Source organism: Halomonas sp. KM-1 (genome assembly GCF_000246875.1).
Classification (GTDB): domain Bacteria; phylum Pseudomonadota; class Gammaproteobacteria; order Pseudomonadales; family Halomonadaceae; genus Halomonas; species Halomonas aerodenitrificans.
Genome location: NZ_BAEU01000058.1, coordinates 59,876 through 85,768, shown reverse-complemented (window position 1 = coordinate 85,768; position 25,893 = coordinate 59,876). Strand labels below are relative to the sequence as shown.

Below are 25,893 nucleotides of genomic sequence, written 5' to 3'. Positions count from 1 at the left end.
ACGTTTCTCCTCAGTGGTTGCCGCCGGCCTGAGCCCGGTAGGCATCGAGAATCTCTCCCGCCGGCGCCTGCCACACCTCGGCATGGCCGGCGATGTGATCGAGCACCGCCTCCAGGCAGCCGATACGATGGGGCTGACCCACCAGCCAGGGATGAAGGTTGAGCGCCAGCAGCCGTCCGCCCTGTTCCCGCCCTTCCTGCAGCAGGAAGTCGAAGGCGTCCGTCACCTGAGCCACCCAGCTGTCTTCAGAGTGCAGGTTCTGGCACATCACGAACTGGTCTTCGATCTCGGTGGAAAGCGGCAGCATGGTCAGCTCGCCCTGGTCGGTGACGAAGGCGTAGGGCATGTCGTCGTTGACCCAGTCGCAGCAGTACTCGATGCCGTTCTCGACGAGCAGCTCCGGGGTGTTCCAGCTCTGGTGCTTGGCCGGGCTCAGCCAGCCGCGAACGGGTTGTCCGGTCAGTTCACGCAGCGTGGCGACCGAGCGGCGCACGATCTCGGCCTCCTCGTCGCGATCCTGACCGCCGTAGTGCAGGTGATCCATGTTCCAGCCATGGCACAGGAACTCGCCGCCGTATGCTTTCAGGCGATTCAGCAGGTAGGGGTGCTGCTCGGCGAGCTGGGCGTTGATCGCCCAGGTGGGACGAATGCCGCGCTGCTCGAATGCCGCGAGCATGCGGTAGATGCCCACCCGGTTGCCGTAGTCGCGCAGCGAGTAGTGGCGCAGGTCCGGGTAGGGCATGGTCATGCCGTTGGGTACCTTGAACGGCACACCGCGCTGGTTGAGCGGGTAGAACTGCAGCGAGACGTTGATCCACACCGCCAGCGTCTTGCCGCCAGGCCACTGGATCGGCTGGCGCTCACCCAGCATCGACCAGGCGTAGCGCTCGTGATCGTAGCCGTGGCGCCGCCAGGGGTAGCGCAGGTAGTCCGAATCGAGAGCCATGACTCAGTTCCTCCCCGACTTGGCATCGATGTCGCGCAAGGCGTCGTCGTAGTGGTGAGCGAGATAGTGCTGGGCGATCTCGCGCCCAGTGGTAACCCACACGTCGCTGCGACCGGTGATGTACTCCAGCGCCTCCTCGAAGGCCTTGATGCGGTGCGGGCAGCTGATCTGATAGTTGTGGGTGGGAATGCACATCACCGTGCCCGACTCGGCGCCCTCGGCGTAGAGCCGGTCAAAGTGGCGCTTGAGCATGGTCAGGTAGTGGCGCGGCTCCACCTTGTTCACCGCGTAGACGATGGTGTCGTTCATCTCGAGCGAATAGGGCATGGAGATGAAGCGCCGCCCCGAGCGCAGGCGGATCGGCGTGGGCTGGTCGTCGTGGAACAGGTCGCAGGTATAAATGCCGCCTTCCTCGCCGAACAGCTCCTGACCCACCTCGGCGAACAGGTCGAGGGTGTGCTCGGAGTGGGACAGCGCCGGCGCCAGGTAGCCGGCGCACTTCTGCCCGGTATGACGCTGGATCGTCTCGATGCCGTCGCGAATCATCTCCCGCTCCTGGGCCTCGCTCATGCCGTAGGTGTAGCGGGTGTTGTAGATACCGTGGCTGAAGAATTCCCAGTCGCGCTCGCGGCACATCGCGACGATCTCGGGGTGGTGCTCGCACAGCGCCACCGAGAGCGACACCGAGCCGCGAATGCCGTACTTGTCGAGCAGCGCCATCTGGCGCTGGTGGCCGACCCGATTGCCATAGTCGCGAATGCTGAAGCCCGGCACCGAGGGGTGCGGCGTGGGCCACGGCTTGCGCTGGGGATTGGCCGGCGGATCGAGTTCATAGTATTCGATGTTGGGTGCCACCCAGAAGGCCACCCGAGCCCCGTTCGGCCAGGCGATCTTCGGCCGGTTCTCGTAGGGCCAGTAGTCGTAGGCGCCCAGTCTCTCTTTCAGCTCTGCCTGCATGTCAGCCTCCCCGCCGCTCAGGCCTTGTCGCTCGCGCGTGCCTCGAGCCAGGCCAGCACGTCGGCCACGTTCATCACGTCGGCGTACTTCAAGTGCAGGTCGGTGAGGTTGGCGTAGTGGTAGCTCTCGTGCTTGTCGGCCACGCACTCCATCGGCACGATGGTGCGGTAGCCCCGCGACAGACTGTCCACCGCAGTGGCGCGAATGCAGCCCGAGGTGGAACCGCCGGTGACGATCACGGTGTCGACCTGGTGCCACACCAGCAGCGACTGCAGCGGGGTCTCGAAGAAGGCCGAGGGCATACGCTTGGTATAGACCACATCGCCCTGCTCGATCTCGACCCGCTCGTCGAAGGCGGCGCGGTCGGAGCCGTACTTGATGTTCTGCAACGAATCCGGGGTGTCGGTACGCGTGCCCCATACGCCGGCATCCTCGGCGGAGTCGAGAAAGGCGACATGGGTCCATACCACCGGCCAACCGAGCTTACGGAAGCCGCGTGCCAGCTGGTTCACGTAGTCGAGCTGGTTGGGGTCGGTCTCGTAGGCAGTCTTGTAGAGATCGGTGCGGGTGTAGGCCTTCTGCGGATCGACGTTGACCAGCACCGCCTTGTTGCCGAAGCCGAACGGCACGCGCTGAGGGTTGGCCATCACCTCGAAGAAGATCTCCTTGGCGGTTTTATCGGTCGTGATCATGCGCTCTCTCCTGTGTCTTTGTCCTTGTGATCAGCGGGCGTCATACTTCTCGCCCAGCTCGAGCATCTTGCGGGTGCCGAGCACCTCGTTGAGCTGACTGAAGTCGAGCATGCGCTCACGGAAGGCATCGGTGGTGCCGTCGCGGCGCAGGGTGCCGAAGAACTGGCTCGCCATGTGGGTGAAGGCACGTACCAGAGCACCGGGGAAGATCACCAACGAGAAGCCCAGCGCTTGCAGCGCCTGGGCGTTCTGCAGCGGCGTGTCGCCCCCCTCCACCATGTTGGCCATGATCGGGATCTTGCCGCGGAACTCGGCCATGATGCTGGCGATGTCGTCGTCGCTGCGAATGCCTTCGATGAACAGCACGTCGACACCGGCCTCGCGGTAGGCATGGGCACGCTCGATGGCCCGGGCCGTACCCTCCACCGCCACTGCATCGGTGCGCCCGATGATCAGGGTCGCATCGCTCGCCCGAGCGTCCAATGCGGCCTTGAGCTTGCCCACCATCTCGCCTTGCGGCACCAGGGTCTTGCCGCGCAGGTGGCCGCAGCGCTTGGGGTAGGTCTGATCCTCGAGTTGGATGGCGTTGGCCCCGGCGCGCTCCAGCATGCGCACGCTGCGCATGACGTTCATGGCGTTGCCGAAGCCGGTGTCGCAATCCACCACCACGGAGAGCTCGGTGCGCTCGCGGATGTGCGCCATCACGTCATTGACCTCGCTGACGCTGACCAGGCCGATGTCGGGGCGGCCGAGCTGGGTGTAGGCGATGCTGGCCCCCGAGAGGTAGACGGTATCGAAGCCCGCCTCGGCGGCGAGCGAAGCGCTCAGGGCGTCATAAACGCCAGGTGCTACGACGATCTCGGGAGCGTGCAGTCTGGCCTTGAGGTCGCTGGCATCAACAGTCATGACGGGTGAATTCCTCATGTTCGGAAAGTCGGTAAGTGGTACGTCGCCCCTGTTCAGGGACGTGCCAGCGCCAGGTCGTTCCAGACCTGCTGTCGCACTATCCGGCCGTGGCGCAGCTCGAAGCGGTCGATGAAACGCACCCCGGCAAAGGGAGTGCCGTCGGGCCACTCGCCGTCGAGCTCGCCATGGCAGAACACCGCTGTGACGCCATTGCCATCACAGGTTTCCACCGCGGCGATGCGCTTGCGCACGAAGCGGTAGCGGTCGGCGGCCCAGGCCACCAGCTCTTCGAGGCGATGCATCTCGCCACTGCCCGGAAAGACCATGCTGAACTCCTCGTCGAGCAGGGCACCGGCACGCTCGAGCTCGCGCGCCTCCATTGCCGCCAGGAAGTCGCGCACGACCTCTTCGGGGGCAGCAGCAGGCTTGTTGGCAGGCATAGGGGTCTCCAGGGAAGAAGCCTTTGTCGTTGTTTGGCGCTATTCTTCGAATTGCATGGCACACAAAGTTGTCCTATGCATAATACATTTCTATGTCCACCCCGACCCTTCCGTCAAGCGCTTCATCGCAACCGACAACAATGCACAAGGATCGAACCATGAACGATACGCATGCGAATTCCGTTGGGGGCACCAAGTCCCATCGCATCTATCTGCTGCTCAAGGACGCCATTCTCAGCGGCCGGCTGGCGCCGGGGCGCAAGCTGCCCGGCGAGCTGAAACTGGCCGAGCAGTACGGTGTGTCGCGGGTCACGGTCCGGCGCGCCATGCAGGCGCTCAACGAAGCGGGACTGGTGGCACGCAAGCCCGGACTCGGCACCGTGGTGCTGGAGCAGCCGCTGGATGCCACGGTGATGACCGCCAGCGTCGCCAACCTGCTGCCCAACATGGTCAAGATGAGCAAGGCCTCACGGGTACGGCTGCTGGAGTTCTGCTACGCCAAGCCGCCGGAGCCGGTGCGCGAGAGCCTGGGGCTGCGTGAGGGCGACAAGGTGCAGCGCTCGATTCGCGTGCGCATGGCCGATGGCAAGCCGTTCTCCTACCTGGTGACCCACGTGCCGGAGTACATCGCGCTGCACTACAACGAAGCCGATCTGTCGCAAACGCCACTGTTCGCCCTGCTCGAGCGCAGCGGCGTGAAGGTCGACCACGCGGCTCAGACCATCTCAGCCACCCTGGCCACCCACGAGGTGGCCGAGGCACTGGAGGTCTCGGTGGGCTCGCCGCTGATCTCGCTGACCCGAGTGGTATACGACGAAGAGGGCCGCGGCGTGGAGCATCTCGACGCGCTCTACCGCCCCGACCGCTACCGCATTCAGATCGATCTCAACCGCACCGGTGACGAAGCGGCACGCTACTGGGAACCGATGGCGCCGGAACCCCAGCAGGCGGAAGCGGAGCAGCAGGCATGAGCGTAACGCAAACCAAATGTGCTATTTTTAATACATTTAAATAACAGTCAAAAATACATTTGACCTGTGATATCGGTCTGGGATAGATGTATTTGGACAAGAATGACACAACCCCGTTGAAGCGACCGACATGACAATGCCAACGACCCTGTTCGACAAGGTGTGGGATGCCCACGAGATTCTGCGCGGCGAAAGCGGCCAGAGCCTGCTGTGGATCGACCGCCATTTCGTGCACGAGGGCTCCTTCCATGCCTTCAACAAGCTGCACGAACGCGAGCTGTCGGTGACGCGTCCCGATCTGACCTTCGGCATCGCCGACCACTACGTGCCGACCCTGACCCGTCGGCTCGATGCCATCGGCGACGCCAAGGTGCGCGGCATGATCGAGCAGTTGGCCGACAACACCCGCAAGCACGGCATCACTCTGTTCGGCCTCGACGACCCGCGCCAGGGCATCGTGCACGTGCTCGGCCCCGAGCAGGGCCTGACCCAACCCGGGTTGCTGATGGTGTGCGGCGACAGCCACACCTCCACCCACGGCGCCTTCGGCAGCATCGCCTTCGGTATCGGTGCGTCGGAAGTGGCCCACGTGCTGGCGACCCAGACTCTGTGGCAGAGCCGCCCCAAGAAGATGCGCCTAACCGTCGAGGGCGAGCTGGCACCGGGCATCACCGCCAAGGACATCGCGCTGACCTGGATCGCCCGCCTGGGGGCCGACGGCGCCCGGGGCTACGCCATCGAATACGCCGGCAGCGCCATTCGCAGTCTGTCGATGGAAGCGCGCCTGACGCTGTGCAACCTCTCCATCGAGGGCGGCGCCCGCTGCGGCATGATCGCCCCCGACTCGACCACCTTCGATTATCTGCGCGGTCGCCCCTTCGCCCCGCGGGGGGAGCAATGGGAACAGGCGCTGGCTTACTGGCAGACGCTGAAGAGCGACGATGGCGCCCATTTCGACCGCGAAGAGACGCTCGCCGCCGCCGAGATCGCCCCCACCGTTACCTGGGGCGTCTCGCCGGAAGAAGCCCTGCCCATCGATGCCCGCGTACCCGACCCGGCCGACCAGCGCGATACCGGCAAGGCGCGGCAGCTGCGCGACAGCCTCGACTACATGGGCCTCGCTCCCGGCCAGAAGCTGACCGACATCGTCATCGACCGGGTCTTCATCGGCTCCTGCACCAACGCGCGCCTGGAGGACCTGCGCGCCGCGGCCGCGGTATTGCGCGGCCGTCGCAGCCGGGTGCCGGGCATCGTCTCGCCAGGCTCCACCCAGGTGAAGCGCCAGGCCGAAGCCGAGGGGCTGGATGCCGTGTTCCGCGAGGCGGGCCTTGAGTGGCGTGAGTCCGGCTGCTCCATGTGCGTGGGCATGAACGGCGATCTGGTGCCGCCCGGCGAGCGCTGCGCCTCCACCACCAACCGCAACTTCAAGGGCCGCCAGGGGCCGGGCGCCAGAACCCATCTGATGTCGCCGGCCATGGTGGCCGCGGCAGCCGTGGCCGGCCGCCTGGCCGACGTACGCCAGCTGTGACAGGAGCCGAGTGATGGAACCGATCAAGATCATAGACGCCCCGGCCTGTCCGCTGCCGCTGGCCAATGTGGATACCGACCAGCTGATTCCGGCGCGCTTCATGAAGGAGCCGCGTAGCGTCGGCTACGGGCGCTTCCTGCTCCATGACCTGCGCCACGACGAAAGCGGCCGACCGGTCGAGGATTTCATCCTCAACCACCCGCAGGCGGGTGAGGCGGAAACTCTGGTGGCAAGGCGCAATTTCGGCGCCGGCTCATCACGCGAGGCCGCCGTCTATGCGCTGGTGGACTTCGGCTTTCGCTGCGTGATCGCGCCGAGCTTCGGCGACATCTTCGCCTCCAATGCGGTCAACAACGGCCTGCTGCCGGCCACGGTCAGCGAGGCTGACGCCGAGACACTGCTTGCCGCGCTGGGAGAAGCCCCTGGAGCGCTGCACGTCGACTTGGAAGCGCAGCGCATCACCATCGGCGAGCTGAGCGTCGCCTTCACCATCGCCCCGATCTGGCGTACCAAGCTGCTCAACGGCTGGGACGACATCGACCTGACCCGGCAGCACGCCGAGGAGATCGAACGCTTCGCCACCCGCTATGCCAGCCAACGGCCCTGGCTCGATGCCGGGCCGCCACCGCTGATCACACGGGGCTGACTGGCCTCCGGCCCCAGGACCAAAGACAAGACCGCAAGACAACCAACGCTGAAGATTGAAAGGAGAACAACTATGAACAAGCCTCTCATCGCTTCCCTGGGCCTCGCTGCCCTGGTCGCTTCCGGCCAGACCCTGGCCGTGGAGCGCATCACCGCCGTCCACGCCTTTCCGCCGTCGCTGATTTATACCCAGAGCTTCCTCGAGTTCGTCGACAAGGTGAACGAGCGCGGCGAAGGCGTGGTTCAGATCAATGTACGTGGCGGCCCCGAGGTGATCGGCCTCTCCGAGCAGCCCGACGCGGTACGCAACGGGGTGGTCGACATGGCCTACACCGCGGCCAGCTTCTATGCCGGCACCGTGCCCGAGCGCGACGCCATGGTGGCCTCCAACACCAACGCCATCTATGCCCGTGAGAACGGCGGCATCGACCTGCTCAACCAGATCCACCAGGACAAGATGGGGGTCTACTACCTGGGCTGGTTCGACAGCGGCGTGAGCTACAACCTCTACACCATCAACGAACCGCGCCTGGACAGCGAGGGCAACCTCAGCGTTTCCGGCATGACCCTGCGCAGCAACCCGGTGTACGACGCCTTCTTCCAGGACTACCTGGGCGCCCAGCCGATCAGCCTGCCCACCACCGACGTCTACTCGGCGCTGGAGCGCAACGTGGTCAACGCCACCGGCTGGACCCAGATCGGCCTCAAGGACCTCAATTGGGACCGCTTCCTCAACTACCGCATCGATCCCGACTTCTTCTCCACCGACATGGGCGTGATCGTCAATCTGGACAGCTGGAACGGCCTGAGCGAGGAAGCCCGCGAGATCCTGCAGGAAGTGGCCATCGAGCACGAGCGTGCCAGTGCCGAGCGTTTCGAAGTGCTGGCCGAGGAGCAGCAGGCCGAGCTGGAAGCCGACGGCATGCAGGTCTTCCGTCTGGAAGGCGAGGCCGGCGAGCGCTTCTCCGAGGCCGCGCGCGAAGCCACCTGGGAGCGCATGCGCCGCCAGATGGAGCGTCACCCCATGGGTCTCGAGCACTACGACGAGCTGATCGAGAAGTTCAACGACCTGTAAGCGCGGGGGCCGGTCGCCAGCGACCGGCCCACTACTGCTGCTCGTCGTCGGTTCGTTCGGCCCTTTTCATCGCGCCCGGGGAGGCTTATGCGATACGCCAGTCGTGCTTACCTGCTGTTGCTCAACGGCATGGCCCTCGCTGCCGCCATCATGCTGGTGTGGCTGATGGTCGCCATCGTGCTCTCGGTGGTGATCCGCAACCTGGGGCTGCAGCCCTCGGCGTGGTTCTTCCTCTCCACCGAATACGCCATGTTCTACCTGACCCTGCTGGGCGCCCCCTGGCTAGTGCGCCACAAGGGGCACGTGCACATAGAACTGCTCACCTCGATCCTCTCGCCCATGGCCCTGCAGGTGGTTAGCCGCCTGGTGGCCCTGCTGTGCGTGGCGGTGTGCGTGGTGCTGGCCTGGAAGGGCTATGACCTGGTGTCGATGAACATTGCGCGCAACGACTACGACGTGCGCGCCTTCTTCGTGCCCAAGTGGATTCTCACCATCGCCTACCCGGTGTGCTTTTCCATGATGGCCATCGAATTCGCCCGCTTCGTGGTCGGGCGCGACATCCTTCACAGCGGCGAAGCGGGGATCAAGGAATAATGGAATGGTATCTGGCCCTGGCCTTTCTGCTGGCCCTGATTCTTGGCTTCATGGCCATCGGTACGCCGATCGCCCTGGCCTTTCTCGCCGCCAACGTGATCGGTGCCTGGCACTTCATGGGCGGCCAGAACGGTCTCATCCAGCTGCTCAACAACGGCTTCGGCGCGCTCTCCAGCTTCAACCTGGTGCCGATCCCGCTGTTCCTGCTGATGGGTGAGCTGTTCTTCCGCACCGGCCTGGGCATGCGCATGTTCAATGCCATCGACCAACTGATGGGCAAGGTGCCCGGCCGGCTCTCCTACGTCACCGTGGTGGGCGGTACCGGTTTCTCGACCTTGAGCGGCTCCTCGATGGGCTCCACCGCGCTGATGGGCTCGCTGCTGGTGCCGGAGATGGAGCGCCGCGGCTACCAGAAGCGCATGGCCATCGGCCCGATCCTGGGCACCGGGGGGCTGGCCATCATCATTCCCCCCTCGGCGCTGGCGGTGCTGCTGGCCACCCTGGCCAAGGTCGATATCGGCGCGCTGCTGATCGCCGGTATCATGCCCGGCCTGGTGCTGGCCGGGTTCTATATTGCCACCATCTGGATCCAGACCCGGCTCGATCCGGACGCGGCCCCCAATTACGAACTCGAACCAGTGCCGCTCAAGCAGAAACTGCTGCTGGTGCTCACCGACATCCTGCCGATGATCAGCGTGATGATCTTCATCGTCGCGCTGATGCTGCTGGGCTTCGCCACCCCCTCCGAGGCGGCGGCCTTCGGCGCCCTGGGTGCCATCGTGCTGGCGGTGATCTTTCGCTGCATGACCTGGGAGGCATTCAAGCTCTCGGTGATCGGCGCGCTGAAAGTCACCCTGATGGCCTACCTGATCGTGTTCGGCTCGGCCACCTTCAGCCAGCTGCTGGCCTTCTCCGGCGCTTCCAGCGGGCTGATCCAGTGGGCCACCAGCTTCGAGTTGGCGCCGATCCTGATGCTGCTGGCGATGTTCGCCGTGCTGCTGGTGCTCGGCACCTTCATGGAGCAGATCTCGATCATGATGCTCACGGTGCCGTTCTTCTTCCCGTTGGCCCAGGTACTCGGCTTCGACCCCATCTGGTTCGGCATCATCATGCTGCTGGCGCTGGAGATCAGCTTCTCCACGCCGCCGCTGGGACTGCTGCTGTTCGTGATGAAGGGTGTGGCGCCAAAGGGCACCACCATGCGCGAGATCTACGCCGCGGCGATCCCCTACATTCTCTGCTCGATGCTATTGGTTGCGCTGCTGATCGTGTTCCCCGGCATCGCCACCTGGCTGCCCGGGATGATCAACTAGCGGAAAGCAGATTCCGCCACTTGCTGAGCCCGTTCGGCCATATCAGGACAAAACGCGGCTCAGCGAAGCGACGGATCCATGAAGACCCGGGCAAACTGCCTGAACTGGTCGAGATGATCGCGACAGATGGCGAAAACCACCTGCCAGTTAACGGCTTCGTAGTTGTGAACCACGATGTTGCGGAAGCCGACCGATTTTCTCATGTCATCGGCCAGCGCACGGCTGATCACATCTCGCTCGGCAAGTACATCGAAGCTTTGCCCCATGGTGATAGGAGACGTCAGCTCGTGGTGCTCCGCGATCCAGTGTGCCGCTATGTCCACGCAGAGCTGAACGGCACGGGTCAGGTTCAGCGCCAGGATATCCTGAGCATCGAGATCCGCTTCCAAGGCCTCGACGCTGCTCGGGCAGCGGCTTTCGAGCCGCATGACGCAACGCCGCAGCGACTCCAGCTTCTGGTTGATCAGGAGTTGATCCATGCCGCCTGCCTCGCCTTGAGGATTCTCTGCTGCAATGGCACGAAATCCTCGTTGTCGATGATGTTGCGGTAGACCAGGCGGGCCCATGCCGAATCGCTGCCTTGCAGGCGTACTCCCGAGGTGACGATCTGCGTCAGCAGCGGCTGGCCGGCCGTCTTGAGATCGACCAGATCCACAGGGCGGGAGCACGCCAGGGCCAACGCCTCGATGAGGGCGATCTTCTTGTCGCTGGTCAGCGGGTGGCGAGCCTCCACCGCAAGGTCGAGGTCGCTGTCGGGCCTGGCGCGCCCCTTGGCAAGCGAGCCGAACAGCACGACCTGCTCGATCTCTTCGAACGGCGCAAGCGCCCGTAGGATCGACTGGTGAAGCTCAGTGTCATCACGACGATGCGTGGAAGGCATGTCACGACCTCGAAACGTCAGTTACGACCAGTGTACCCCCAAGCGCCGATACCGTGCATGAAAGCCTACGGAATCCGTCGATGACCTGGGTGCAGTCCCTTATCAAGTCACCGCCCCGCGCTGCTGAAAGCGCGGCGCCAGGTACTCGCCTTCGCTCAGCACTTCGCGCAGATGCTGCGCCGCCTGCCAGACGTCCTCATGGCTCAGGTAGAGCGGCGCGAAGCCGAAGCGCATCAGCCCCGGCTCGCGGTAGTCGCCGATCACGCCGCGCTCGATCAGCGCCTGGACGATGGCATAGCCGTGTTCTCTTTCCACCAACCCTACCTGACTGCCGCGCTGCGCCTCGTCCGGGGTGATGTCACTGATGCCGTGCTCTTCGAGGCAGCCGGCCAGCGACTCGCGAAACAGCTCGATCAAGCGCTGGCTCTTGCGCCGCAGTTGAGCGAGGTCCACCTCCTGCCACAGCGCCAGCGACGCTTCCAAGGCAGCAAAGGCCAGCGGCGAGTGGGTGCCGGTACGAAAGCGCGAGATGCCCGGCGCAGGGGTATAGTCGGCCTCGAAGGCGAACGGCGCCGCATGACCCAGCCAGCCCGACAGCGGCTGCCAGCCCTGCTGCTGGCAGTCGCGGCGCACGTAGAGGAAGGCCGGCGCGCCGGGGCCGCCATTGAGGTACTTGTAGGTGCAGCCCACCGCGTAGCGCACGCCGCAGGCGGCGAGGTCGACGAGCATCGCGCCGGCCGAGTGGGCCAGGTCCCAGATCACCTCGGCGCCGCTGGCATGCACCTGGCGGGTGATCGCCGCCATGTCGCGCAGGCGCCCGGTGCGATAGTGCACGTGGCTGAGCACCACCGCCGCCACCCGCTCGTCGAGATAGGCATCCAGCGCCTCGCCCTCAGGCACCACCCGATGCTCGAAGCCGCCGAAGCGACAGAAGCCCTGGGCGATGTAGCCGTCGGTGGGGAAGTTGCCGCCTTCGCTGAGGATCACCGGCCGCGCCCGGCTCTGTCCTTCAGTGCCTCTTTGCCCTTCGGTGATATAGCCCAGCAGCTTGAAGATGTTGTGGGTGATGGTGTCGGTCACCAGCACCTCGCCCGGCCCGGCTCCCAGCAGCGGCGCCAGCCGGTCGCCAAGCCGCTCCGGCGCATCGAACCAGCCCTGGTTCCAACCCTGGATCAGCGAGTCGCGCCACTGCGACATCAGGCCGTCGACGGCGGCCACGGCAGCGCTGGGCTGGGCGCCCAGGGAGTTGCCGTCGAGATAGATCGTGCCTTGCGGCAGGGTGAAGCGGCTTCTGAAGGTGGCCAGCGGGTCCTGGCGGTCCAGCTCGCGAACGTCATCGAGAGTCAGGGGCATGGTCGGCTCCAGCACAAGGAGAAAACGGAATCGGGAAAGCGCTTGTCAGCTCGCGTAGCTATCAAGCCAGCTCGCGCAGAAGGGCCCGCACCGGCGAGGCATCGGCCCCGGCCAGCTTCAGCGGCAGGGCGATCAGCTCATAATGGCCCGGCGGCACCGCATCCAGCACCAGCCCTTCGAGAATCGCCATACCGTGCTGGTGCACCCGCCAATGCGCCAGCAGCTTGCTGTCCACCTCGGGGTCGAGCGAAGGACTATCCACGCCGATCAACCGCGCGCCGCGCTCGGCCAGCAGGTCGATGCTCTCCGGCGCGATGGTGGTGAAGTCACTGCGCCAGTGCTCATGGGGAAAATGCTCCCAGGTGCGCAGCAACACCCGCTCGACGCGCGGCGGCAGCACGGGCAGCAGATGCTCGGGCTCGACCCTCGGCGCGGCATGGCGCATGTCCAGCACCACGCATAGGCCAAGGTAGGTGGTGAGTTCCACCTCGTCGATGGCCCTGCCATCGGCGGCGTAGTGGCTGGGCGCGTCGGCATGGGTGCCGGTGTGGGTGGAGAGCGTCAGGCGCGAGACGTTGACCGGGCACTGTCCGTCGAGCACCCAGGTCGGCTCATGGGCAAAAGGGGTATCGCCGGGCCATACCGGCATGTCGGCACGCAGCGGCTGGGAGATGTCATAGAGTCGGCTCATGAGGCGCCCTCCTCCAGCGTGGTGCGCACCGACCACAGCTCGGGGAAGAACTGCAGGTCCAGCGCCTTGGCGAGATAGGAGGCCCCGCCGGTGCCACCGGTGCCGGGCTTCTGTCCGATGATGCGCTCCACCGTCTTGAGGTGGCTGAAGCGCCACTGGTGGAAGTGGTACTCGGTATCGACGAGCTTTTCGGCCAGTTCGTAGAGCTCCCAGTAGCGGCCGGTATCGCGGTAGATATCCGCCCAGGCCTGCTCCACCTCGTCACAGGGCCGATAGGGCTCCGACCAGTCCCGCGCGATGACCGACTCGGGAAGTGCGAAGCCGCGCCGGGCCAGCAGCTGCAGGCTGATGTCGTAAAGGCTCGGAGCGTGGAGTACCTTGCTGAGGCGCCGGTAGCGCTCGGGATGGCGACGGTGCACTTCGATCATCGCCGCATTCTTGTTGCCGAGCAGGAACTCCAGCTCGCGATACTGGAACGACTGGAAGCCCGAACTCTGGCCGAGGCTGTCACGAAAGCGCGCGTAGTCGGCGGGAGTCATGGTCACCAGCACCTCCCAGGCATTGATCATCTGCGCCTGGATTCGCGCCACCCGGGTGAGCATCTTGAACGCCGGGCGCAAGCGGTCGGATGCGATGTGTGCCGCGGCGGCGTGGGCCTCGTGCAGGCACTGCTTGAGCCACAGCTCCGAGACCTGATGGATGACGATGAACAGCATCTCGTCATGCTCCGCGGTACCCGGCCGCTGGGCCGACAGCAGCGGCCCCAGCTGCAGGTAATCGCCATAGCTCATCGGCTGGTCCCAGTGCACCCCCTCCTGCGAGAGGTCCACGCTGGTGCTGCGTGCCTGCCCTTCCTTCCGCTTGGCCATGGTCGCCCTCCTTCGTCGTCTTTCCGTCAGTTTACGAAGGTGTCGAAGACATTTAAATTTGATAAAAAGACGGCTTTCCATGAAATAAAATAATATGACAACGCGACTCAGCACCCGCCAGATGCAGATGATGGTGGCCATCGCCGATGCCGGCAGCATCTCCGACGCAGCCGTTCAGCTCGGCCTGACCCAATCGGCGCTCAGCCACCGGCTCAAGGAGGCGGAACGGCTGCTGGGCGCCCTGCTCTTCACCCGCGGCCAGCGCCGGCTCAACCCGACCTCCGCCGGCAAGCGCCTGCTGCACGCCGCCCGCGGTGTGCTGGCGGAACTGGAGCGGGCCGAACAGGACATTCAGCGTCTGGCGGTGGGGGTCGAACAGGTGGTACGGGTGGGCGTCGAGGCGTGCGGCGGCTACCACTGGCTACCGACCGCCCTGGCCGCCTTCAACCGCAGCCACCCCCATATCGGCGTGGAAATCGTCCCGGATGTCTCGCTGGAACCCTGCCGCGCGCTCAGGCGCGGCCATGTGGACCTGGCGCTGGTGGCAGGCAGCCATCCGCCCATCGGCTTCGATACCACGGTGCTGAAGCACGACGAGCTGCGTCTGGCGGTGCGCCACGACCACTCGCTGGCCCGCCAGGCATGGGTCGGCGCCGAAGACGTCGCCGCCGAGCCCTATGTCGCCTATCACACCACCCCGGAGAAGGGGCGCGAATACGAACAGCTGTTCAGCCCTGCCGGCGTGCTGCCGGCCAGGGTGATCAGCGCCGGGGTGACCGAGGCCGTGCTGAGCCTGGTGCGTCACGGCCTGGGGGTCAGCGTTTTACCGGCCTGGACGCTGGAGCCACATCTGACCACGGGCGATCTGGCCTCGCTGCGCCTCACCGAACAGGGGCTCTACCTGAACTGGTATCTGGTCATGCGCCAGGGCGAAGCCGAGGGCTCGGCGGCAGAGGCCCTGGCACATACGCTGCAGGCCGTCATTACAGGTCGCCGAGAGTGCGAGTAAGGCACCGCCTCAGGTCCCGCAGAAGGTGCGGAACACCCGCTCAGTGGGCTCGGCCGGCCGCATGTACTCCTCGCGCCCGGGCTGGTCGTCGAACGGGTGGGTGATGATATCGAGCAGGGTCTCGAAGGGGCCGTAGTCGTTTTCGTCCATGGCCGCGGTCAACGCCTGCTGCACGCGGTGGTTGCGCGGGATGAAGGCCGGGTTGGCCAAACGCATGCGCTGCGCCCGTTCGCTCTCGCCCTGCTCTTCCTGAGCAAGACGCTCGCGCCACTCCTCCAGCCAGCCGGCAATCTCCTCGGGGCGTTCGAACAGCTCGACCAGCGAGGCTTCCGCCGCAGCGCTCTCGGCAACGTCCGCCAGCCGACGGAAAGTCAGGGTGAAGTCGGCACGGCCACGGTGCATGGCCGCCAACAGCGACTCGATCAGCGCCTTGTCGCCGGGCTTCTCGCTGGTCAGGCCGAGCTTGGCACGCATGACCGCCAGCCACTCCCGTTCGTACTGCTCCGGGAAGCGCTGCAACAGCTCGGTGGCCCGCTCCACCGCGCGCTCGCTGTCGTCATCGATCAGCGGCAGCAAGGTCTCGGCCAGCCGCGCCAGGTTCCACTGGGCGATCCACGGCTGGTTGGAGTAGGCGTAGCGCCCGCCCTCGTCGATGGAGCTGAACACCATCTTCGGGTCGTACTGCTCCATGAAGGCGCAGGGGCCGAAGTCGATGGTCTCGCCGGAAATCGAGGTGTTGTCGGTGTTCATCACGCCATGAATGAAGCCCACGCCCATCCACTTGGCGATCAGCGCCGCCTGGCGCGCCTGTACCGCTTCCAGCAGGCCCAGATAGCGCTCGCCGTCCTGGCGTGACTCAAGCGCCGGATAGTGACGCTCGATGACGTGCCCGGCCAGCTCGCGTACGCCGTCGATATCGCCGCGGGCGGCGAAGTACTGGAAGGTGCCGACGCGGATATGACTGGAGGCGACCCGGGTGAGAATGGCCCCGGGCTCCGGAATGCCGCGCATGACCCGCTCGCCGGTGGTCACCGCGGCCAGCGCCCGGGTAGTGGGGATGCCCATGGCGTGCATCGCCTCGCTGACCAGATACTCGCGCAACACCGGCCCCAGAGGCGCCCGGCCATCGCCGCCGCGGGAGAACGGGGTGCGCCCCGCTCCCTTGAGCTGGATGTCGCGCAGCCCACCGTCGCGGTCGGTCACCTCGCCCAGCAGCACCGCACGGCCATCGCCCAGCTGCGGCACGAAGCCGCCGAACTGATGCCCAGCATAGGCCTGGGCCAGCGGCTCGGCGCCGTGGGGCACCACGTTGCCGGAGAACCATACCGCCGCCTCTTCGGCATCGAAGGCAGCGAGGTCGAAGCCCAGCGCCTCGGCCAGCGGCCGATTGAAGGCCACCAGGTGCGGCTCACGCACGGGCACCGGCTCGAAGTGGGCGTAGAAGCGTTCCGGCAGGCGGGCATAACGCAGAGTGAACGGGGGAAACATGGTAACTCCAGCAGTCTTCATGCCGCTCACTGTAGGCGCGGGGGCGGCGAAAATCGAGCGCCGTTGCCCCCCCTTATAAGGGACTGGTCACGAGCGACTCGTTACGAGCGGCTAGCCGGTAGCGGAAACCGGTCGCTCGAACTCGCGAATGCTGGCCACGAAGTCGCTGAAGCGCTCGCCCTGGATCAGCACGTGATCGCGCAGGGCATGTTCCGCTGCCGCCGGGTCGCCCGCTTCGATGGCTGCCACCACGTCCCGATGCTCGCGCAGCGAGCTGTGCATGCGCTGGCGAACCTTCAACTGCAAGCGACGATAAGGCTTGAGCCGCTGCTTTAGCTGGCGCGCCTCACCGAGCAGAAAGGTGTTGTGGCTGGCCCGGTAGATGCAGTCGTGGAAGGCCTCGTTCTCGTAGTAGTACTCGTCGGTGTCTCCGGCCCGAGCGGCCGCCTCGCAGCGCTCAAGTGCATCACGCAGCTCGGCGAGCTCGGCATCGCTGATGCGCCGCGCCGCCAGGCGCCCGCACATGGCCTCCAGCTCCGCCATCACCTCGAACATCTCGATCAGCTGATCGATGCCCACCTTGGCCACGAAGGTGCCCTTCTTGGGCGAGACCGTCACCAGCCCGCTGGCGACGAGTTGCTGGATCGCTTCACGTATCGGGGTACGGGAAACATTGAACTCCCGGCCCAACGCCTCCGGGTCCAGCCTTTCGCCGGGCAGCCGGCGACCGTTGATGATGTCGTTCTCCAGCGAGTCGCGCAGGCGCTGTGCATTGGAGCGCTTGGTGCTGGTCATGGCCACCTCCTCGGTCGCGGCATTCAAGAGCGGGTCTTTTTACTGTAACGGATTTGACACGAGTATATACAACGTCTATTGAAGTATACATCATCACGCCTGATGGATATAAAAACGACACTTCAGTACAACAACAATCCCAAGGAGACGCCCAATGCAACGCCACACCCTAGCTACCCTGGCCGCGACGCTCGGCCTGGCCCTCGCCTTCAGCAGTGCCGCTGCCGCCAACACCGTACTGCGCGCCTCGCACCAGTTCCCCGGTGGTCAAGGTGATGTCCGCGACGAGATGGTGCAGCTGATGGCCCGCCAAGTGGCAGAAGCCGATGTGGGGCTCGAGATTCAGGTCTACCCCGGTCAGTCGCTGTTCCGTGCCAACGAGCAGTGGGGCGCGCTGGTACGCGGCCGCCTGGATCTGACCCTGCTGCCGCTGGATTACGCCAGCGGCCGCCATCCGGAGTTTTCCGCCACCCTGATGCCGGGCCTGGTGCGCAACCACGAACACGCCGCGCGCCTCAACGAGTCCGAGTACATGGACATGATCAAACAGGTGATCATGGACAACGGTGCCCGAGTGCTGGCCGACAGCTGGCTCGCCGGCGGCTTCGCCTCCAGCGAGCAGTGCATCACCGCCCCCGACACCGTGCGCGGCCAGAACATCCGCGCCGCCGGCCCGGCCTTCGAGCAGATGCTGCAGGCGGCAGGCGCCTCCATCGCCTCGATGCCCTCTTCCGAGGTTTATACCGCCATGCAGACCGGCGTGCTGGATGCCGCCAACACCTCGTCGATGTCGTTCATCTCCTTCCGCCTCTACGAACAGGTGGAGTGCCTGACCGAACCGGGCGATTTCGCGCTGTGGTTCATGTACGAGCCGATTCTCATCTCGGAGCAGGTGTGGCAGCGCCTCAACGAGGAGCAGCAAGCCGCGCTGATGGAAGCCGGCAAGGCCGCCGAGGAGTTCTTCGCCGCCGAGGCCGCGGCCATCGACGCCAAGATGGTCGAGGTCTACGAGCAGAACGGCATCGAGGTGGTGCGCATGAGCGAGGAGGACTACAACGCCTGGATCGAGATCGCCCGTGAGACCTCCTACAAGAACTTTGCCGAAAACGTACCCAATGGCCAGGCCATCATCGACGCGGCCCTCGCCGTCGATTGAGGCCCAGCTCTTCCCAGTGAGTCGGGCCACCCGCCACGGGTGGCCCCCGTTTCGAACCCCGGGAGGACTACACGGCCATGGCCCACTCTCAATCCCTTGCTCAACGATCCGGTGTCATCGGCGGCTATATCCGCCTGATGGACACCCTGTCACGCGCCAGCGCCTACCTGGCGGCCGTGCTGTTCATCGCCGGCGTGGTGGTGATCTGTCAGATGGTCTTCATTCGTTACGTGCTCGGCATGAGCACCAGTTGGCAGACCGAGTTCACGGTGTTCTCCGTTACCGGCGCCATGCTGATGGGTAGCCCCTATGTGCTGATGACCGGCGGCCACGTGGCCATCACCATTCTGCCCGACGCCCTGGGTGGCACGGCACGCAAGATCATGCGCCTGGTAGCCGCGCTGATCGGTCTGGCCTTCTGCGCGGCGCTGGCCTATGCCTCCTGGGTCTACGTGATCGAGGCCTACCAGTACAACTGGCGCACCGGCACCGTGTGGAACCCGCGGCTGTGGCCGGGACTGATGCCGATGGCGGTGGGCACCAGCCTGCTCACGCTGCAGTACGTCGCCGAAATCCTGCGCGGGGAGGTGTGAACATGGATCCGATCACCATGGGCATCATCGTCGCCATCGCGCTCATCGTGTTGATGGCCATCGGCACACCCATCGCCTTCGCCCTGGGCGGCGTGTCGCTGCTGGCGCTGATGTACGACCGCGGTCTGCCGGAGCTGATCTACTTCGGCGAGACCTTCTTCGACCGCATCGCCGAATTCGGCTTCGTCGCCATCCCCATGTTCATCCTGATGGGCGCCGCCGTGGCTTCCTCGCCTACCGGCCGCGACCTCTACCGCTCGCTGGACCTGTGGATGGGCCGTCTGCCGGGTGGGCTCGCCGTTTCCAACATCGGCGCCTGCACCATCTTCTCGGCGCTCTCCGGCTCGTCGCCGGCCACCTGTGCCGCCATCGGCAAGATGGGCATTCCCGAGATGCGCACCCGCGGCTATCCCGACGGTGTGGCCGCGGGCTGTATCGCCGCTGGCGGCACGCTCGGCATCCTGATCCCGCCCTCGGTGACCATGATCATCTACGGCATCTCCACCGAGACCTCCATCGGCCGCCTGTTCATGGCGGGAGTGTTGCCCGGGCTGATGCTGGCCGGTCTGTTCATGATCTGGACCATGATCGCCTGCCGCCTGGCCGGAGGTTACGCCAACCCCATGGCTCAGGCCGCGGCCCAGGTGAAGCAGAACATCAAGGCCAACGTCGACACCAACCTCAAGGCTCTGGTGCGGGTAGTGCCCTTCCTGCTGGTGATTGCCGGCATCCTGTTCGCCCTCTACGGCGGTGTGGCCACGCCCTCCGAGGCGGCAGGGGTCGGTGCCTTCCTCTGCGTGGCGCTGGCGGTGCTGATCTACCGCATGTGGCAGGTCAAACCGGTCAAGCTGATCATGCGCGACTCCCTGCGCGAGAGCGTGATGATCATGCTGGTCATCGCCACCGCCGAAGTGTTCGCCTACGCCCTCTCCTCGATGTTCATCACCCAGACCGTGGCCGCCGCCATCGCCAACATGGAAGTGAATCGCTGGGTGCTGATGGGCATCATCAACCTGTTCCTGCTCGTCGCCGGCTTCTTTCTGCCACCGGTGGCGGTGATCGTGATGACCGCACCGATCCTGCTGCCGATCATCCTGGCCGCCGATTTCGATCCCTACTGGTTCGCGGTGATCCTGACCATCAACCTGGAGATCGGCCTGATCACCCCACCGGTGGGCCTGAACCTGTTCATCATCAAGGGCATCGCACCGGACATCTCGCTGCGCAACATCCTGCTGGGCAGTCTGCCTTACGCCCTGTGCATGGTGCTCGGCATCGTCCTGCTGTGCTTCTTCCCGGGCATCGCCCTGTGGCTGCCCAACCTGATCATGGGCTGACGGAGAGCCGATATGAACATGACGTTCCTGCAGGAGCTGTTCAACAGCATCACCCAGCGCGACGCGCGCTTGTGGCGGCGCCAGGGCGAGGCCGGCATGCCCGACCACGACCAGGTGCTCGCCGCCTGCCGGGCGCTGCTGGAGAGCGACGGTGAGGCCTCGAGCATCAGCCTGGCCAGTCGCGCGCTTTCCATGTACAACCGCCTGACGCTGGAGGAGCGCACCCGCTTCTTCGAGGGGCTTGCCAGCGAGTTCGCCGCCGATCCGGCGCGCATCGACCAGGCCTACGAGGCCTACCGCGAACAGCGCGACAATTCCCGCCTGCAAGCCCTGTTCGATGCCTGCGAACCGCGCCGCCAGGAGCTGTTCCGGCGCCTCAACCTGGCCACCAACGGCACCTACGAACTGGTGCGCATGCGCGAGGGCTTGCTGACACTGCTGCACGATCGGAGCGGCGACAAGCAGGAGCTCGCCGCCATCGACGCCGACTTCGCCCACCTGTTCGGCTCCTGGTTCAATCGCGGCTTCCTGGTGCTCAAGCGCATCGACTGGAACACACCGGCCTCGATTCTGGAGAAGATCATTCGCTACGAAGCAGTGCACGAGATTCGCGACTGGGACGATCTGCGCCGCCGCCTCGACGCCCGCGACCGGCGCTGCTTCGCCTTCTTTCATCCCGCCATCGGCGACGAGCCGCTGATCTTCGTCGAAGTGGCGCTGTGCCGGGGCCTACCCAACCGCATCCAGCCCATCCTCTCGGGAGAGCGCAGCGACGAGCGCGACATCGACGACCCCGAAGCCGCCGATGCCGCCGCCTTCTTCGGCATCAGCAACTGCCAGACCGGCCTGCGCGGCATCTCCTTCGGCAACTTTCTGATCAAACAGGTGGTCCAGGAACTGAAGCTGGAACTGCCCCAGCTCAAGCACTTCGTCACGCTTTCGCCGGTGCCGGGCTTTGCCGCCTGGCTCGGCGAGCGGCGTGACGACGAGGTTCTGCCCGACGAGCTGCGCCAGCTGCTGCACGAGCTGGACGCCCCCGACTGGCATCTCGACCCGGCTCACAGCGAGCGCCTCGCGGCGGTGGTCAAGCCGCTTGCCGCCCGCTATCTGGTCGAGGAGAAGAACGCCCGCGGCCTGCCGCTCAACCCGGTGGCCCGCTTCCACCTCGGCAACGGCGCCGAGCTGCATCGCATCAACTGGCTCGGCGACATCTCACCCAAGGGCTTGAAGCAGGCCGCAGGACTCATGGTCAACTACCTCTACGTACTCGACGACATCGAGCGCAACCACGAGAACTACACCGCCAACGCCACGGTGGTATGTTCCAATGCAGTTCGCGATCTCAATCGCCGCGCCAGGAAAATGGCCAAAGGAGAGCCTGCCAAATGAGTCACAACCTCTTCGAAACTTTCGCCGCCCGCATGCGCGACCGTAGCGACGCCGACTTCATCACCACCCGTGAAGGTCGGCGCTACTCCTACCGCGATGCTCTGGACGCCAGCGCCCGCCTGGCCGGTGCGTTGAAAGCGCTGGGCGTGGCCCCCGGCGACCGCGTTGCGGTGCAGGTCGACAAGAGCCCAGAGGCGATCCTGCTCTACCTCGCCTGCCTGCGCATGGGCGGCGTTTATCTGCCGCTCAACACCGGCTATACCGCCGATGAGATCCGCTACTTCCTCGACGACGCCGAACCGGCGCTGTTCGTCTGCCGCCCCGCCGCCTTGGATGAAGCCCGCACGGTGGCCGGCGAGACCGGCTGCCCCGCGGTGGAGACCCTCGGCACCGATGCCGACGGCAGCCTGCTGGCGCTGGCCGAGCGTGCCGAAGCGTACACCGGCATCGAACCGCGCGAGCACGACGACCTTGCCGCCATTCTCTACACCTCGGGCACCACCGGCCGCTCCAAGGGCGCCATGCTGACCCACCGCAACCTCGGCTCCAACGCCGCCACCCTGGTACAGGCCTGGCGCTTCACCGCTGCGGACCGGCTGATCCACGCCCTTCCCATCTTCCACACCCATGGCCTGTTCGTTGGCTGCAACGTGACCCTGATGGCGGGCTCGAGCATGCTGTTCCTGCCCAAGTTCGATGCCGACGTGATCTTCGAGGAGCTGCCTCACGGCACGGTGATGATGGGCGTACCCACCTTCTACACCCGCCTGGTGGCCGATGAGCGCCTCACCCCGGAAGCGACCGCCAACATGCGCCTGTTCGTCTCCGGCTCGGCGCCGCTCACCGCCGAGACCCACCAGGCTTTCGAGGCCAAGACGGGGCACGCCATCCTCGAACGTTATGGCATGACCGAGACCAACATGAACATCTCCAACCCCTACGACGGAGAGCGCCGCGCCGGCACCGTGGGCATGCCGCTGACAGGGGTGGAGTACCGCATCACCGACCGCGAGACCCATGCGCCGGTGCCCCAGGGCGAGATCGGCATGCTCGAGATACGCGGTCCCAACGTCTTCATCGGCTACTGGCGCATGCCCGAGAAGACCCGCGAGGAGCTGCTGGAGGACGGATTCTTCATCACCGGCGACCTGGCCATGGCCGACGAACAGGGCTACGTGCACATCGTCGGCCGCGACAAGGACCTGGTGATCTCGGGCGGCTACAACGTCTATCCCAAGGAGGTCGAGCAGGTGATCGACGAGCTGGAAGGCGTGGTGGAATCGGCGGTGATCGGCCTGCCCCACCCGGACTTCGGCGAGGGCGTCACTGCCGTGGTGGTGTCGCAGCCGGGCGTCACGCTGGGGGAACGCCAGGTGCTCGACCATCTCGAAGGACGACTGGCGAAATACAAGCAGCCCAAGCGGGTGTTCTTCGTCGATACCCTGCCGCGCAACACCATGGGCAAGGTGCAGAAGAACGAGTTGCGCAAGCAGTACCAGGACACCTATCGCTGACAGCCGCACCAGGCGTGGCCGGCCGGTGGATACCGGCCGAGTCGGTGGGCAGTCGCCTCAAGCCAAGGGCAGGCAGGCAAGCGCAATGACATCGTTGCAATAGCCATCGGTGACCTTGTATTCCCGATAGCCGGCGGAAGCGGTCAAACCCATCAGATAACTCCGACCGCCGTGCTCGAGCCATTGGGTACGGCGCTGCCCCGGCGCCATACCCACCATGGATACCGGCAGATAGGCATCCAGCCGCTCCCCCACCGGCCAGCAAGCCTCACTGGAGGCAAGGATGGTCGTATCCGGCTGCACCAGCAGGCCGAAAGCTGCCGCTCCAGCGGAAGCCGGCGATGGCAGGTTGTCGGTGACGATCTTGCTCAGCTCCGGGGCAGCGTCGAACACCGTCGCCATGCCACCCAGCACCCGGCCATCTTCAGCAGAGGTCACTCTGGCCATGTAGAGGTAAGTGGCCTGGCCATCGTACAGCGGCGTGGGTGCGAAAGCCGATACCGCATAGGCTTGGCTCGAACCCAGAGCAAGGCAGGCCTGCAGCGACAACGCCTCAGGCAGACGAGTCCCCACTAGAGCACTCGACTCGGGCGAGGAAACCGCGCGAATGACACCTTCCGTATCGAACACCAGCAGGTTGGTATAGACGGTATAAAGACGGTTGATGTACTCCAGCACCCTGGTCATGTGCCTGCCGGCTTCCGCGCCGCCAACCTGCATCCAGTGCCGGATGCGGTTATCCAGCGCCCACCAGCGTACGTCATTGGCACGCTCATAGAGGTTTCGATCCATGATGTCGATCATGCTGAACGAGCGCATGGCGGCATCCGCCAGAGTGACCTGCGTCATCGCGTTCTGCAGCGAGGCAATGGATTCGTCGAACACCTGGCGGGTCTGGTAACCGATCTCGCGCACCTGCTGCAACACCGGTGTCAATTCGGTCAGTCGGCACTGCGCCGAAGTGATTCGCCCATTGAGCACGGTAAGACTGAGCCGCTGCGCCACGTCTGCCGCTTCATCGCAAATCTCCGCCAATGCGCCCTGGCGGTGATCTGCCGTCGCCTCGCCCCCGGTGGCCATGAGCGTCGTCACACCGGCATCGCCCCGGGCAAAGGCGTCCCTCTGCTCCAGCAGCGCCATGCAACGCCAGCCCAGCCCGGCATAACCTTGATAAGGGTGCCCCTCCACCGCGCGACAAAGGTAGCGCCGCCCTTGGAGGGTGATGGCCTCAACCCGTCCACGCCCCGGGTCGCCCAACGACATCCCGGCAGGCAGGGCTGCCAGACTGGAAGCAACGACATGGCCATCCGGTGTCAGCAGCACCAGATGCTGCTGCGCGTCGCAGAGCTGGTCGAACAAGCGTGCCATCTCGTCCTGCAAATTGAAGCTCAGGCACAGCAGGCCGAGGCAGCGGCTTCCAGGCTGGTCATCGGCCAGCACCGGCGCCAGGAACAGGTGCGCCTCAGGCAGGGCCGGCAGCAGCGGTGAGGGGCGGCAGACCTCCAGATAGTCGGCCCTGCTGCGAGCAAGATCTGCCATCAGCGCGGCGTCGCGCTGCGCTTCCGGGCAGGCCTGCAGCGCCCAACGTACCTCGCCCTGGGACGAGAGCAGCAGGACGTTGTCGTAGACCGAATACTTGGCCACGTACTCCTCGAGCCGCTCGGCCAGATTCGCCTCGCTCGGTGCCGACTCGCCATCGGCAAGAAAGGCTCTGAGCATCGGGTCGGTGGCGAGAAACCCGACATCGGCGGTGCGCTCGAAGAGGTTGCGAATCAGAATATCCACTGCCACCTGCGCCAGGGAGCCGAGTTTCATCTCGAGTTCGCCGGCATGGGCTTCCACCAGCGCGGACACGAGTTTCTCGCGCAGGGCGCGAAAGCGCTCACGAGTCGTGTTGACGCTGTCGTACAGCGAGACGGCTCCGGTGGGACTGGTTACCTTGCCTATCAGGGTGACCGTGGCCAGCCAGCCGTCGAGATGCTGCAAACGCTCCCCACAGGCTCTCACCTGAGGCGGCACCTCACCGGATAGACGGGACGTATCGAAAGAGGAAAGCAACATGGTGCCGTTGTCCTTCAGGCAGGGGAAGATGAAGCAACGAACGCCTCCGGCCATCGCTCTTTGCCGGTAATGAACTTATCGGCGACTCCCGGAGCCACTTCAATCCCAACGTTTCAACGCTGCTTCTCTTCCACTACCCCTGGCCCACGACTCCTGTTCCAATAACCTTATCCACTAACCCTCTGCAAGCAACCCAGTCAGAACAGCAGAGGCGTCGGTAGGGTAACGCCGATCATCCTGACGAACAGCAGCCATACCGCCGCCCCCACCAGCAGCGGCACGATCAGCAGGCTCTTGTAGCTGGCGTTGGGCGCCAGCATGGCCACCAGCACGCCATTGAACGCCACGGTAGCGACCACCAACCCCACGTTGAGCACCAGCCAGAAGTAGACCACGGCGCCGCCTAGCATCAAGGCCACGGCGACCCCGACGCCCACCAGATCCTGGTTCTCGGCACCGGGCCGCTCCAGCGCGCTGAGCCGGCCTTTCAGGGCGAACAAGCCCAGGGCGGCCAGCACCCAGACGCCGGCAGCGAGCAGGAAGTAGTACGCCGTCTGCGGCATGATGTAGGAAGGCACCAGCGGTGCGGGTCGCCAGGCACCGTACTGGATATGTAACAAGCCAGCGACGCCCAACGTCAGCATCAGGGCTGCCGAAAGCAGCTCTTTCACCATCGTGCGGTTCATTTCCC

Annotated in this window: 26 protein-coding genes; 12 read left to right on the top strand and 14 right to left on the bottom strand. The window is 65.2% G+C overall.

Annotation, left to right across the window (positions count from 1 at the left end; all coding sequences use genetic code 11):
• Positions 1-10: 10 nt before the first annotated feature.
• The 5 genes from B8115_RS05965 to B8115_RS05945 are packed head-to-tail and all read right to left on the bottom strand — an operon-like array spanning position 11 to position 3,941.
• Positions 11-946, bottom strand: a complete 936-nt coding sequence (locus tag B8115_RS05965; protein WP_010626851.1) for a polysaccharide deacetylase family protein — start codon at positions 944-946, stop codon at positions 11-13.
• Between the two features lie 3 nt (positions 947-949).
• Positions 950-1,903, bottom strand: coding sequence for a polysaccharide deacetylase family protein (locus tag B8115_RS05960; protein WP_010626850.1), 954 nt, complete (start codon positions 1,901-1,903; stop codon positions 950-952).
• A 17-nt stretch (positions 1,904-1,920) separates the two neighbouring features.
• Positions 1,921-2,595, bottom strand: coding sequence for an isochorismatase family protein (locus tag B8115_RS05955; protein WP_010626849.1), 675 nt, complete (start codon positions 2,593-2,595; stop codon positions 1,921-1,923).
• Between the two features lie 30 nt (positions 2,596-2,625).
• Positions 2,626-3,501 (bottom strand): oxaloacetate decarboxylase, encoded by an 876-nt coding sequence (locus B8115_RS05950; protein WP_010626848.1) that lies wholly within the window; start codon positions 3,499-3,501, stop codon positions 2,626-2,628.
• A gap of 53 nt (positions 3,502-3,554) precedes the next feature.
• Positions 3,555-3,941 (bottom strand): nuclear transport factor 2 family protein, encoded by a 387-nt coding sequence (locus B8115_RS05945; RefSeq protein WP_010626847.1) that lies wholly within the window; start codon positions 3,939-3,941, stop codon positions 3,555-3,557.
• A 158-nt stretch (positions 3,942-4,099) separates the two neighbouring features.
• Here B8115_RS05945 and B8115_RS05940 point away from each other — a divergent pair, with 158 nt between their 5' ends.
• From B8115_RS05940 to B8115_RS05915, 6 genes are all read left to right on the top strand, one after another.
• Entirely contained in the window at positions 4,100-4,912 is an 813-nt protein-coding gene (locus tag B8115_RS05940) for a GntR family transcriptional regulator (RefSeq protein WP_010626846.1), read from the top strand.
• A 130-nt stretch (positions 4,913-5,042) separates the two neighbouring features.
• Positions 5,043-6,440, top strand: a complete 1,398-nt coding sequence (gene leuC, locus B8115_RS05935; RefSeq protein ID WP_026037925.1) for a 3-isopropylmalate dehydratase large subunit — start codon at positions 5,043-5,045, stop codon at positions 6,438-6,440.
• A 13-nt stretch (positions 6,441-6,453) separates the two neighbouring features.
• Positions 6,454-7,086 carry a 3-isopropylmalate dehydratase small subunit gene (gene leuD / locus B8115_RS05930; protein ID WP_010626844.1) on the top strand — a complete coding sequence of 211 codons (633 nt, stop codon included), beginning with the start codon at positions 6,454-6,456 and terminating at the stop codon, positions 7,084-7,086.
• 72 nt (positions 7,087-7,158) lie between these two features.
• A complete protein-coding gene (gene dctP / locus B8115_RS05925) occupies positions 7,159-8,160 on the top strand; it encodes a TRAP transporter substrate-binding protein DctP (RefSeq protein ID WP_010626843.1) in 1,002 nt (333 codons plus the stop codon).
• Positions 8,161-8,247: 87 nt separating this feature from the next.
• Positions 8,248-8,754, top strand: coding sequence for a TRAP transporter small permease (locus B8115_RS05920; protein ID WP_010626842.1), 507 nt, complete (start codon positions 8,248-8,250; stop codon positions 8,752-8,754).
• On the top strand, positions 8,754-10,067 hold the full coding sequence (locus B8115_RS05915; RefSeq protein WP_010626841.1) for a TRAP transporter large permease: 1,314 nt from the start codon (positions 8,754-8,756) through the stop codon (positions 10,065-10,067). Before B8115_RS05920 ends, B8115_RS05915 begins: the two co-directional genes overlap by 1 nt.
• Before the next feature lie 59 nt (positions 10,068-10,126).
• Here B8115_RS05915 and B8115_RS05910 read toward each other — a convergent pair whose 3' ends face one another.
• The 5 genes from B8115_RS05910 to kynA form a co-directional block, all read right to left on the bottom strand.
• Positions 10,127-10,546, bottom strand: a complete 420-nt coding sequence (locus tag B8115_RS05910) for a DUF86 domain-containing protein (protein WP_010626840.1) — start codon at positions 10,544-10,546, stop codon at positions 10,127-10,129.
• On the bottom strand, positions 10,531-10,947 hold the full coding sequence (locus B8115_RS05905) for a nucleotidyltransferase family protein (RefSeq protein ID WP_010626839.1): 417 nt from the start codon (positions 10,945-10,947) through the stop codon (positions 10,531-10,533). The genes B8115_RS05910 and B8115_RS05905 overlap by 16 nt, the downstream gene beginning before the upstream one ends.
• Positions 10,948-11,049: 102 nt before the next feature.
• Positions 11,050-12,300, bottom strand: coding sequence for a kynureninase (kynU, locus tag B8115_RS05900; RefSeq protein ID WP_010626838.1), 1,251 nt, complete (start codon positions 12,298-12,300; stop codon positions 11,050-11,052).
• Positions 12,301-12,361: 61 nt separating this feature from the next.
• A complete protein-coding gene (kynB, locus tag B8115_RS05895; RefSeq protein ID WP_010626837.1) occupies positions 12,362-12,991 on the bottom strand; it encodes an arylformamidase in 630 nt (209 codons plus the stop codon).
• On the bottom strand, positions 12,988-13,860 hold the full coding sequence (gene kynA, locus B8115_RS05890; protein WP_010626836.1) for a tryptophan 2,3-dioxygenase: 873 nt from the start codon (positions 13,858-13,860) through the stop codon (positions 12,988-12,990). Before kynA ends, kynB begins: the two co-directional genes overlap by 4 nt.
• A 94-nt stretch (positions 13,861-13,954) precedes the next feature.
• Here kynA and B8115_RS05885 point away from each other — a divergent pair, with 94 nt between their 5' ends.
• Positions 13,955-14,869 carry a LysR family transcriptional regulator gene (locus tag B8115_RS05885; protein ID WP_010626835.1) on the top strand — a complete coding sequence of 305 codons (915 nt, stop codon included), beginning with the start codon at positions 13,955-13,957 and terminating at the stop codon, positions 14,867-14,869.
• Between the two features lie 9 nt (positions 14,870-14,878).
• On the opposite strand, the gene B8115_RS05880 is transcribed toward B8115_RS05885, so the two are convergent.
• Both B8115_RS05880 and B8115_RS05875 read right to left on the bottom strand, forming a co-directional pair.
• The gene (locus tag B8115_RS05880) at positions 14,879-16,357 is read right to left on the bottom strand and encodes a YdiU family protein (RefSeq protein WP_010626834.1); all 1,479 of its coding nucleotides are present in this window, start codon (positions 16,355-16,357) and stop codon (positions 14,879-14,881) included.
• A gap of 111 nt (positions 16,358-16,468) precedes the next feature.
• On the bottom strand, positions 16,469-17,152 hold the full coding sequence (locus B8115_RS05875; protein WP_026037922.1) for a GntR family transcriptional regulator: 684 nt from the start codon (positions 17,150-17,152) through the stop codon (positions 16,469-16,471).
• A gap of 154 nt (positions 17,153-17,306) precedes the next feature.
• Here B8115_RS05875 and dctP (B8115_RS05870) point away from each other — a divergent pair, with 154 nt between their 5' ends.
• From dctP (B8115_RS05870) to B8115_RS05850, 5 genes are all read left to right on the top strand, one after another.
• A complete protein-coding gene (gene dctP, locus B8115_RS05870; RefSeq protein ID WP_010626832.1) occupies positions 17,307-18,308 on the top strand; it encodes a TRAP transporter substrate-binding protein DctP in 1,002 nt (333 codons plus the stop codon).
• A 77-nt stretch (positions 18,309-18,385) separates the two neighbouring features.
• On the top strand, positions 18,386-18,901 hold the full coding sequence (locus B8115_RS05865) for a TRAP transporter small permease subunit (protein WP_010626831.1): 516 nt from the start codon (positions 18,386-18,388) through the stop codon (positions 18,899-18,901).
• Positions 18,902-18,903: 2 nt separating this feature from the next.
• Positions 18,904-20,238: a TRAP transporter large permease gene (locus tag B8115_RS05860; RefSeq protein ID WP_010626830.1), complete on the top strand. Its 1,335-nt coding sequence runs from the start codon at positions 18,904-18,906 to the stop codon at positions 20,236-20,238.
• A gap of 12 nt (positions 20,239-20,250) precedes the next feature.
• On the top strand, positions 20,251-21,627 hold the full coding sequence (locus B8115_RS05855; protein ID WP_010626829.1) for a malonyl-CoA decarboxylase: 1,377 nt from the start codon (positions 20,251-20,253) through the stop codon (positions 21,625-21,627).
• Positions 21,624-23,141, top strand: a complete 1,518-nt coding sequence (locus tag B8115_RS05850) for a malonyl-CoA synthase (protein WP_010626828.1) — start codon at positions 21,624-21,626, stop codon at positions 23,139-23,141. Before B8115_RS05855 ends, B8115_RS05850 begins: the two co-directional genes overlap by 4 nt.
• Before the next feature lie 57 nt (positions 23,142-23,198).
• Here the strand turns inward: B8115_RS05850 and B8115_RS05845 are convergent, their stop codons facing one another.
• The gene (locus B8115_RS05845; RefSeq protein WP_141638528.1) at positions 23,199-25,202 is read right to left on the bottom strand and encodes a hypothetical protein; all 2,004 of its coding nucleotides are present in this window, start codon (positions 25,200-25,202) and stop codon (positions 23,199-23,201) included.
• A 197-nt stretch (positions 25,203-25,399) separates the two neighbouring features.
• Positions 25,400-25,888, bottom strand: coding sequence for a tripartite tricarboxylate transporter TctB family protein (locus B8115_RS05840; RefSeq protein ID WP_010626826.1), 489 nt, complete (start codon positions 25,886-25,888; stop codon positions 25,400-25,402).
• Positions 25,889-25,893: the final 5 nt, after the last annotated feature.

Excerpts from the sequence above, each read along its gene's own strand:
- B8115_RS05865 (WP_010626831.1), top strand. The coding sequence starts at position 18,386 with ATGGCCCACTCTCAATCCCTTGCTCAACGATCCGGTGTCATCGGCGGC.
- B8115_RS05965 (WP_010626851.1), bottom strand. The coding sequence starts at position 946 with ATGGCTCTCGATTCGGACTACCTGCGCTACCCCTGGCGGCGCCACGGC.
- B8115_RS05960 (WP_010626850.1), bottom strand. The coding sequence starts at position 1,903 with ATGCAGGCAGAGCTGAAAGAGAGACTGGGCGCCTACGACTACTGGCCC.
- B8115_RS05840 (WP_010626826.1), bottom strand. The coding sequence starts at position 25,888 with ATGAACCGCACGATGGTGAAAGAGCTGCTTTCGGCAGCCCTGATGCTG.
- B8115_RS05880 (WP_010626834.1), bottom strand. The coding sequence starts at position 16,357 with ATGTTTCCCCCGTTCACTCTGCGTTATGCCCGCCTGCCGGAACGCTTC.
- B8115_RS05910 (WP_010626840.1), bottom strand. The coding sequence starts at position 10,546 with ATGGATCAACTCCTGATCAACCAGAAGCTGGAGTCGCTGCGGCGTTGC.
- dctP (WP_010626832.1), top strand. The coding sequence starts at position 17,307 with ATGCAACGCCACACCCTAGCTACCCTGGCCGCGACGCTCGGCCTGGCC.
- B8115_RS05955 (WP_010626849.1), bottom strand. The coding sequence starts at position 2,595 with ATGATCACGACCGATAAAACCGCCAAGGAGATCTTCTTCGAGGTGATG.
- B8115_RS05855 (WP_010626829.1), top strand. The coding sequence starts at position 20,251 with ATGAACATGACGTTCCTGCAGGAGCTGTTCAACAGCATCACCCAGCGC.
- B8115_RS05940 (WP_010626846.1), top strand. The coding sequence starts at position 4,100 with ATGAACGATACGCATGCGAATTCCGTTGGGGGCACCAAGTCCCATCGC.
- dctP (WP_010626843.1), top strand. The coding sequence starts at position 7,159 with ATGAACAAGCCTCTCATCGCTTCCCTGGGCCTCGCTGCCCTGGTCGCT.
- B8115_RS05885 (WP_010626835.1), top strand. The coding sequence starts at position 13,955 with ATGACAACGCGACTCAGCACCCGCCAGATGCAGATGATGGTGGCCATC.
- B8115_RS05950 (WP_010626848.1), bottom strand. The coding sequence starts at position 3,501 with ATGACTGTTGATGCCAGCGACCTCAAGGCCAGACTGCACGCTCCCGAG.
- B8115_RS05860 (WP_010626830.1), top strand. The coding sequence starts at position 18,904 with ATGGATCCGATCACCATGGGCATCATCGTCGCCATCGCGCTCATCGTG.
- B8115_RS05850 (WP_010626828.1), top strand. The coding sequence starts at position 21,624 with ATGAGTCACAACCTCTTCGAAACTTTCGCCGCCCGCATGCGCGACCGT.
- kynB (WP_010626837.1), bottom strand. The coding sequence starts at position 12,991 with ATGAGCCGACTCTATGACATCTCCCAGCCGCTGCGTGCCGACATGCCG.
- B8115_RS05915 (WP_010626841.1), top strand. The coding sequence starts at position 8,754 with ATGGAATGGTATCTGGCCCTGGCCTTTCTGCTGGCCCTGATTCTTGGC.
- B8115_RS05845 (WP_141638528.1), bottom strand. The coding sequence starts at position 25,202 with ATGTTGCTTTCCTCTTTCGATACGTCCCGTCTATCCGGTGAGGTGCCG.
- B8115_RS05920 (WP_010626842.1), top strand. The coding sequence starts at position 8,248 with ATGCGATACGCCAGTCGTGCTTACCTGCTGTTGCTCAACGGCATGGCC.
- B8115_RS05905 (WP_010626839.1), bottom strand. The coding sequence starts at position 10,947 with ATGCCTTCCACGCATCGTCGTGATGACACTGAGCTTCACCAGTCGATC.
- kynU (WP_010626838.1), bottom strand. The coding sequence starts at position 12,300 with ATGCCCCTGACTCTCGATGACGTTCGCGAGCTGGACCGCCAGGACCCG.
- leuD (WP_010626844.1), top strand. The coding sequence starts at position 6,454 with ATGGAACCGATCAAGATCATAGACGCCCCGGCCTGTCCGCTGCCGCTG.
- kynA (WP_010626836.1), bottom strand. The coding sequence starts at position 13,860 with ATGGCCAAGCGGAAGGAAGGGCAGGCACGCAGCACCAGCGTGGACCTC.
- leuC (WP_026037925.1), top strand. The coding sequence starts at position 5,043 with ATGACAATGCCAACGACCCTGTTCGACAAGGTGTGGGATGCCCACGAG.
- B8115_RS05945 (WP_010626847.1), bottom strand. The coding sequence starts at position 3,941 with ATGCCTGCCAACAAGCCTGCTGCTGCCCCCGAAGAGGTCGTGCGCGAC.
- B8115_RS05875 (WP_026037922.1), bottom strand. The coding sequence starts at position 17,152 with ATGACCAGCACCAAGCGCTCCAATGCACAGCGCCTGCGCGACTCGCTG.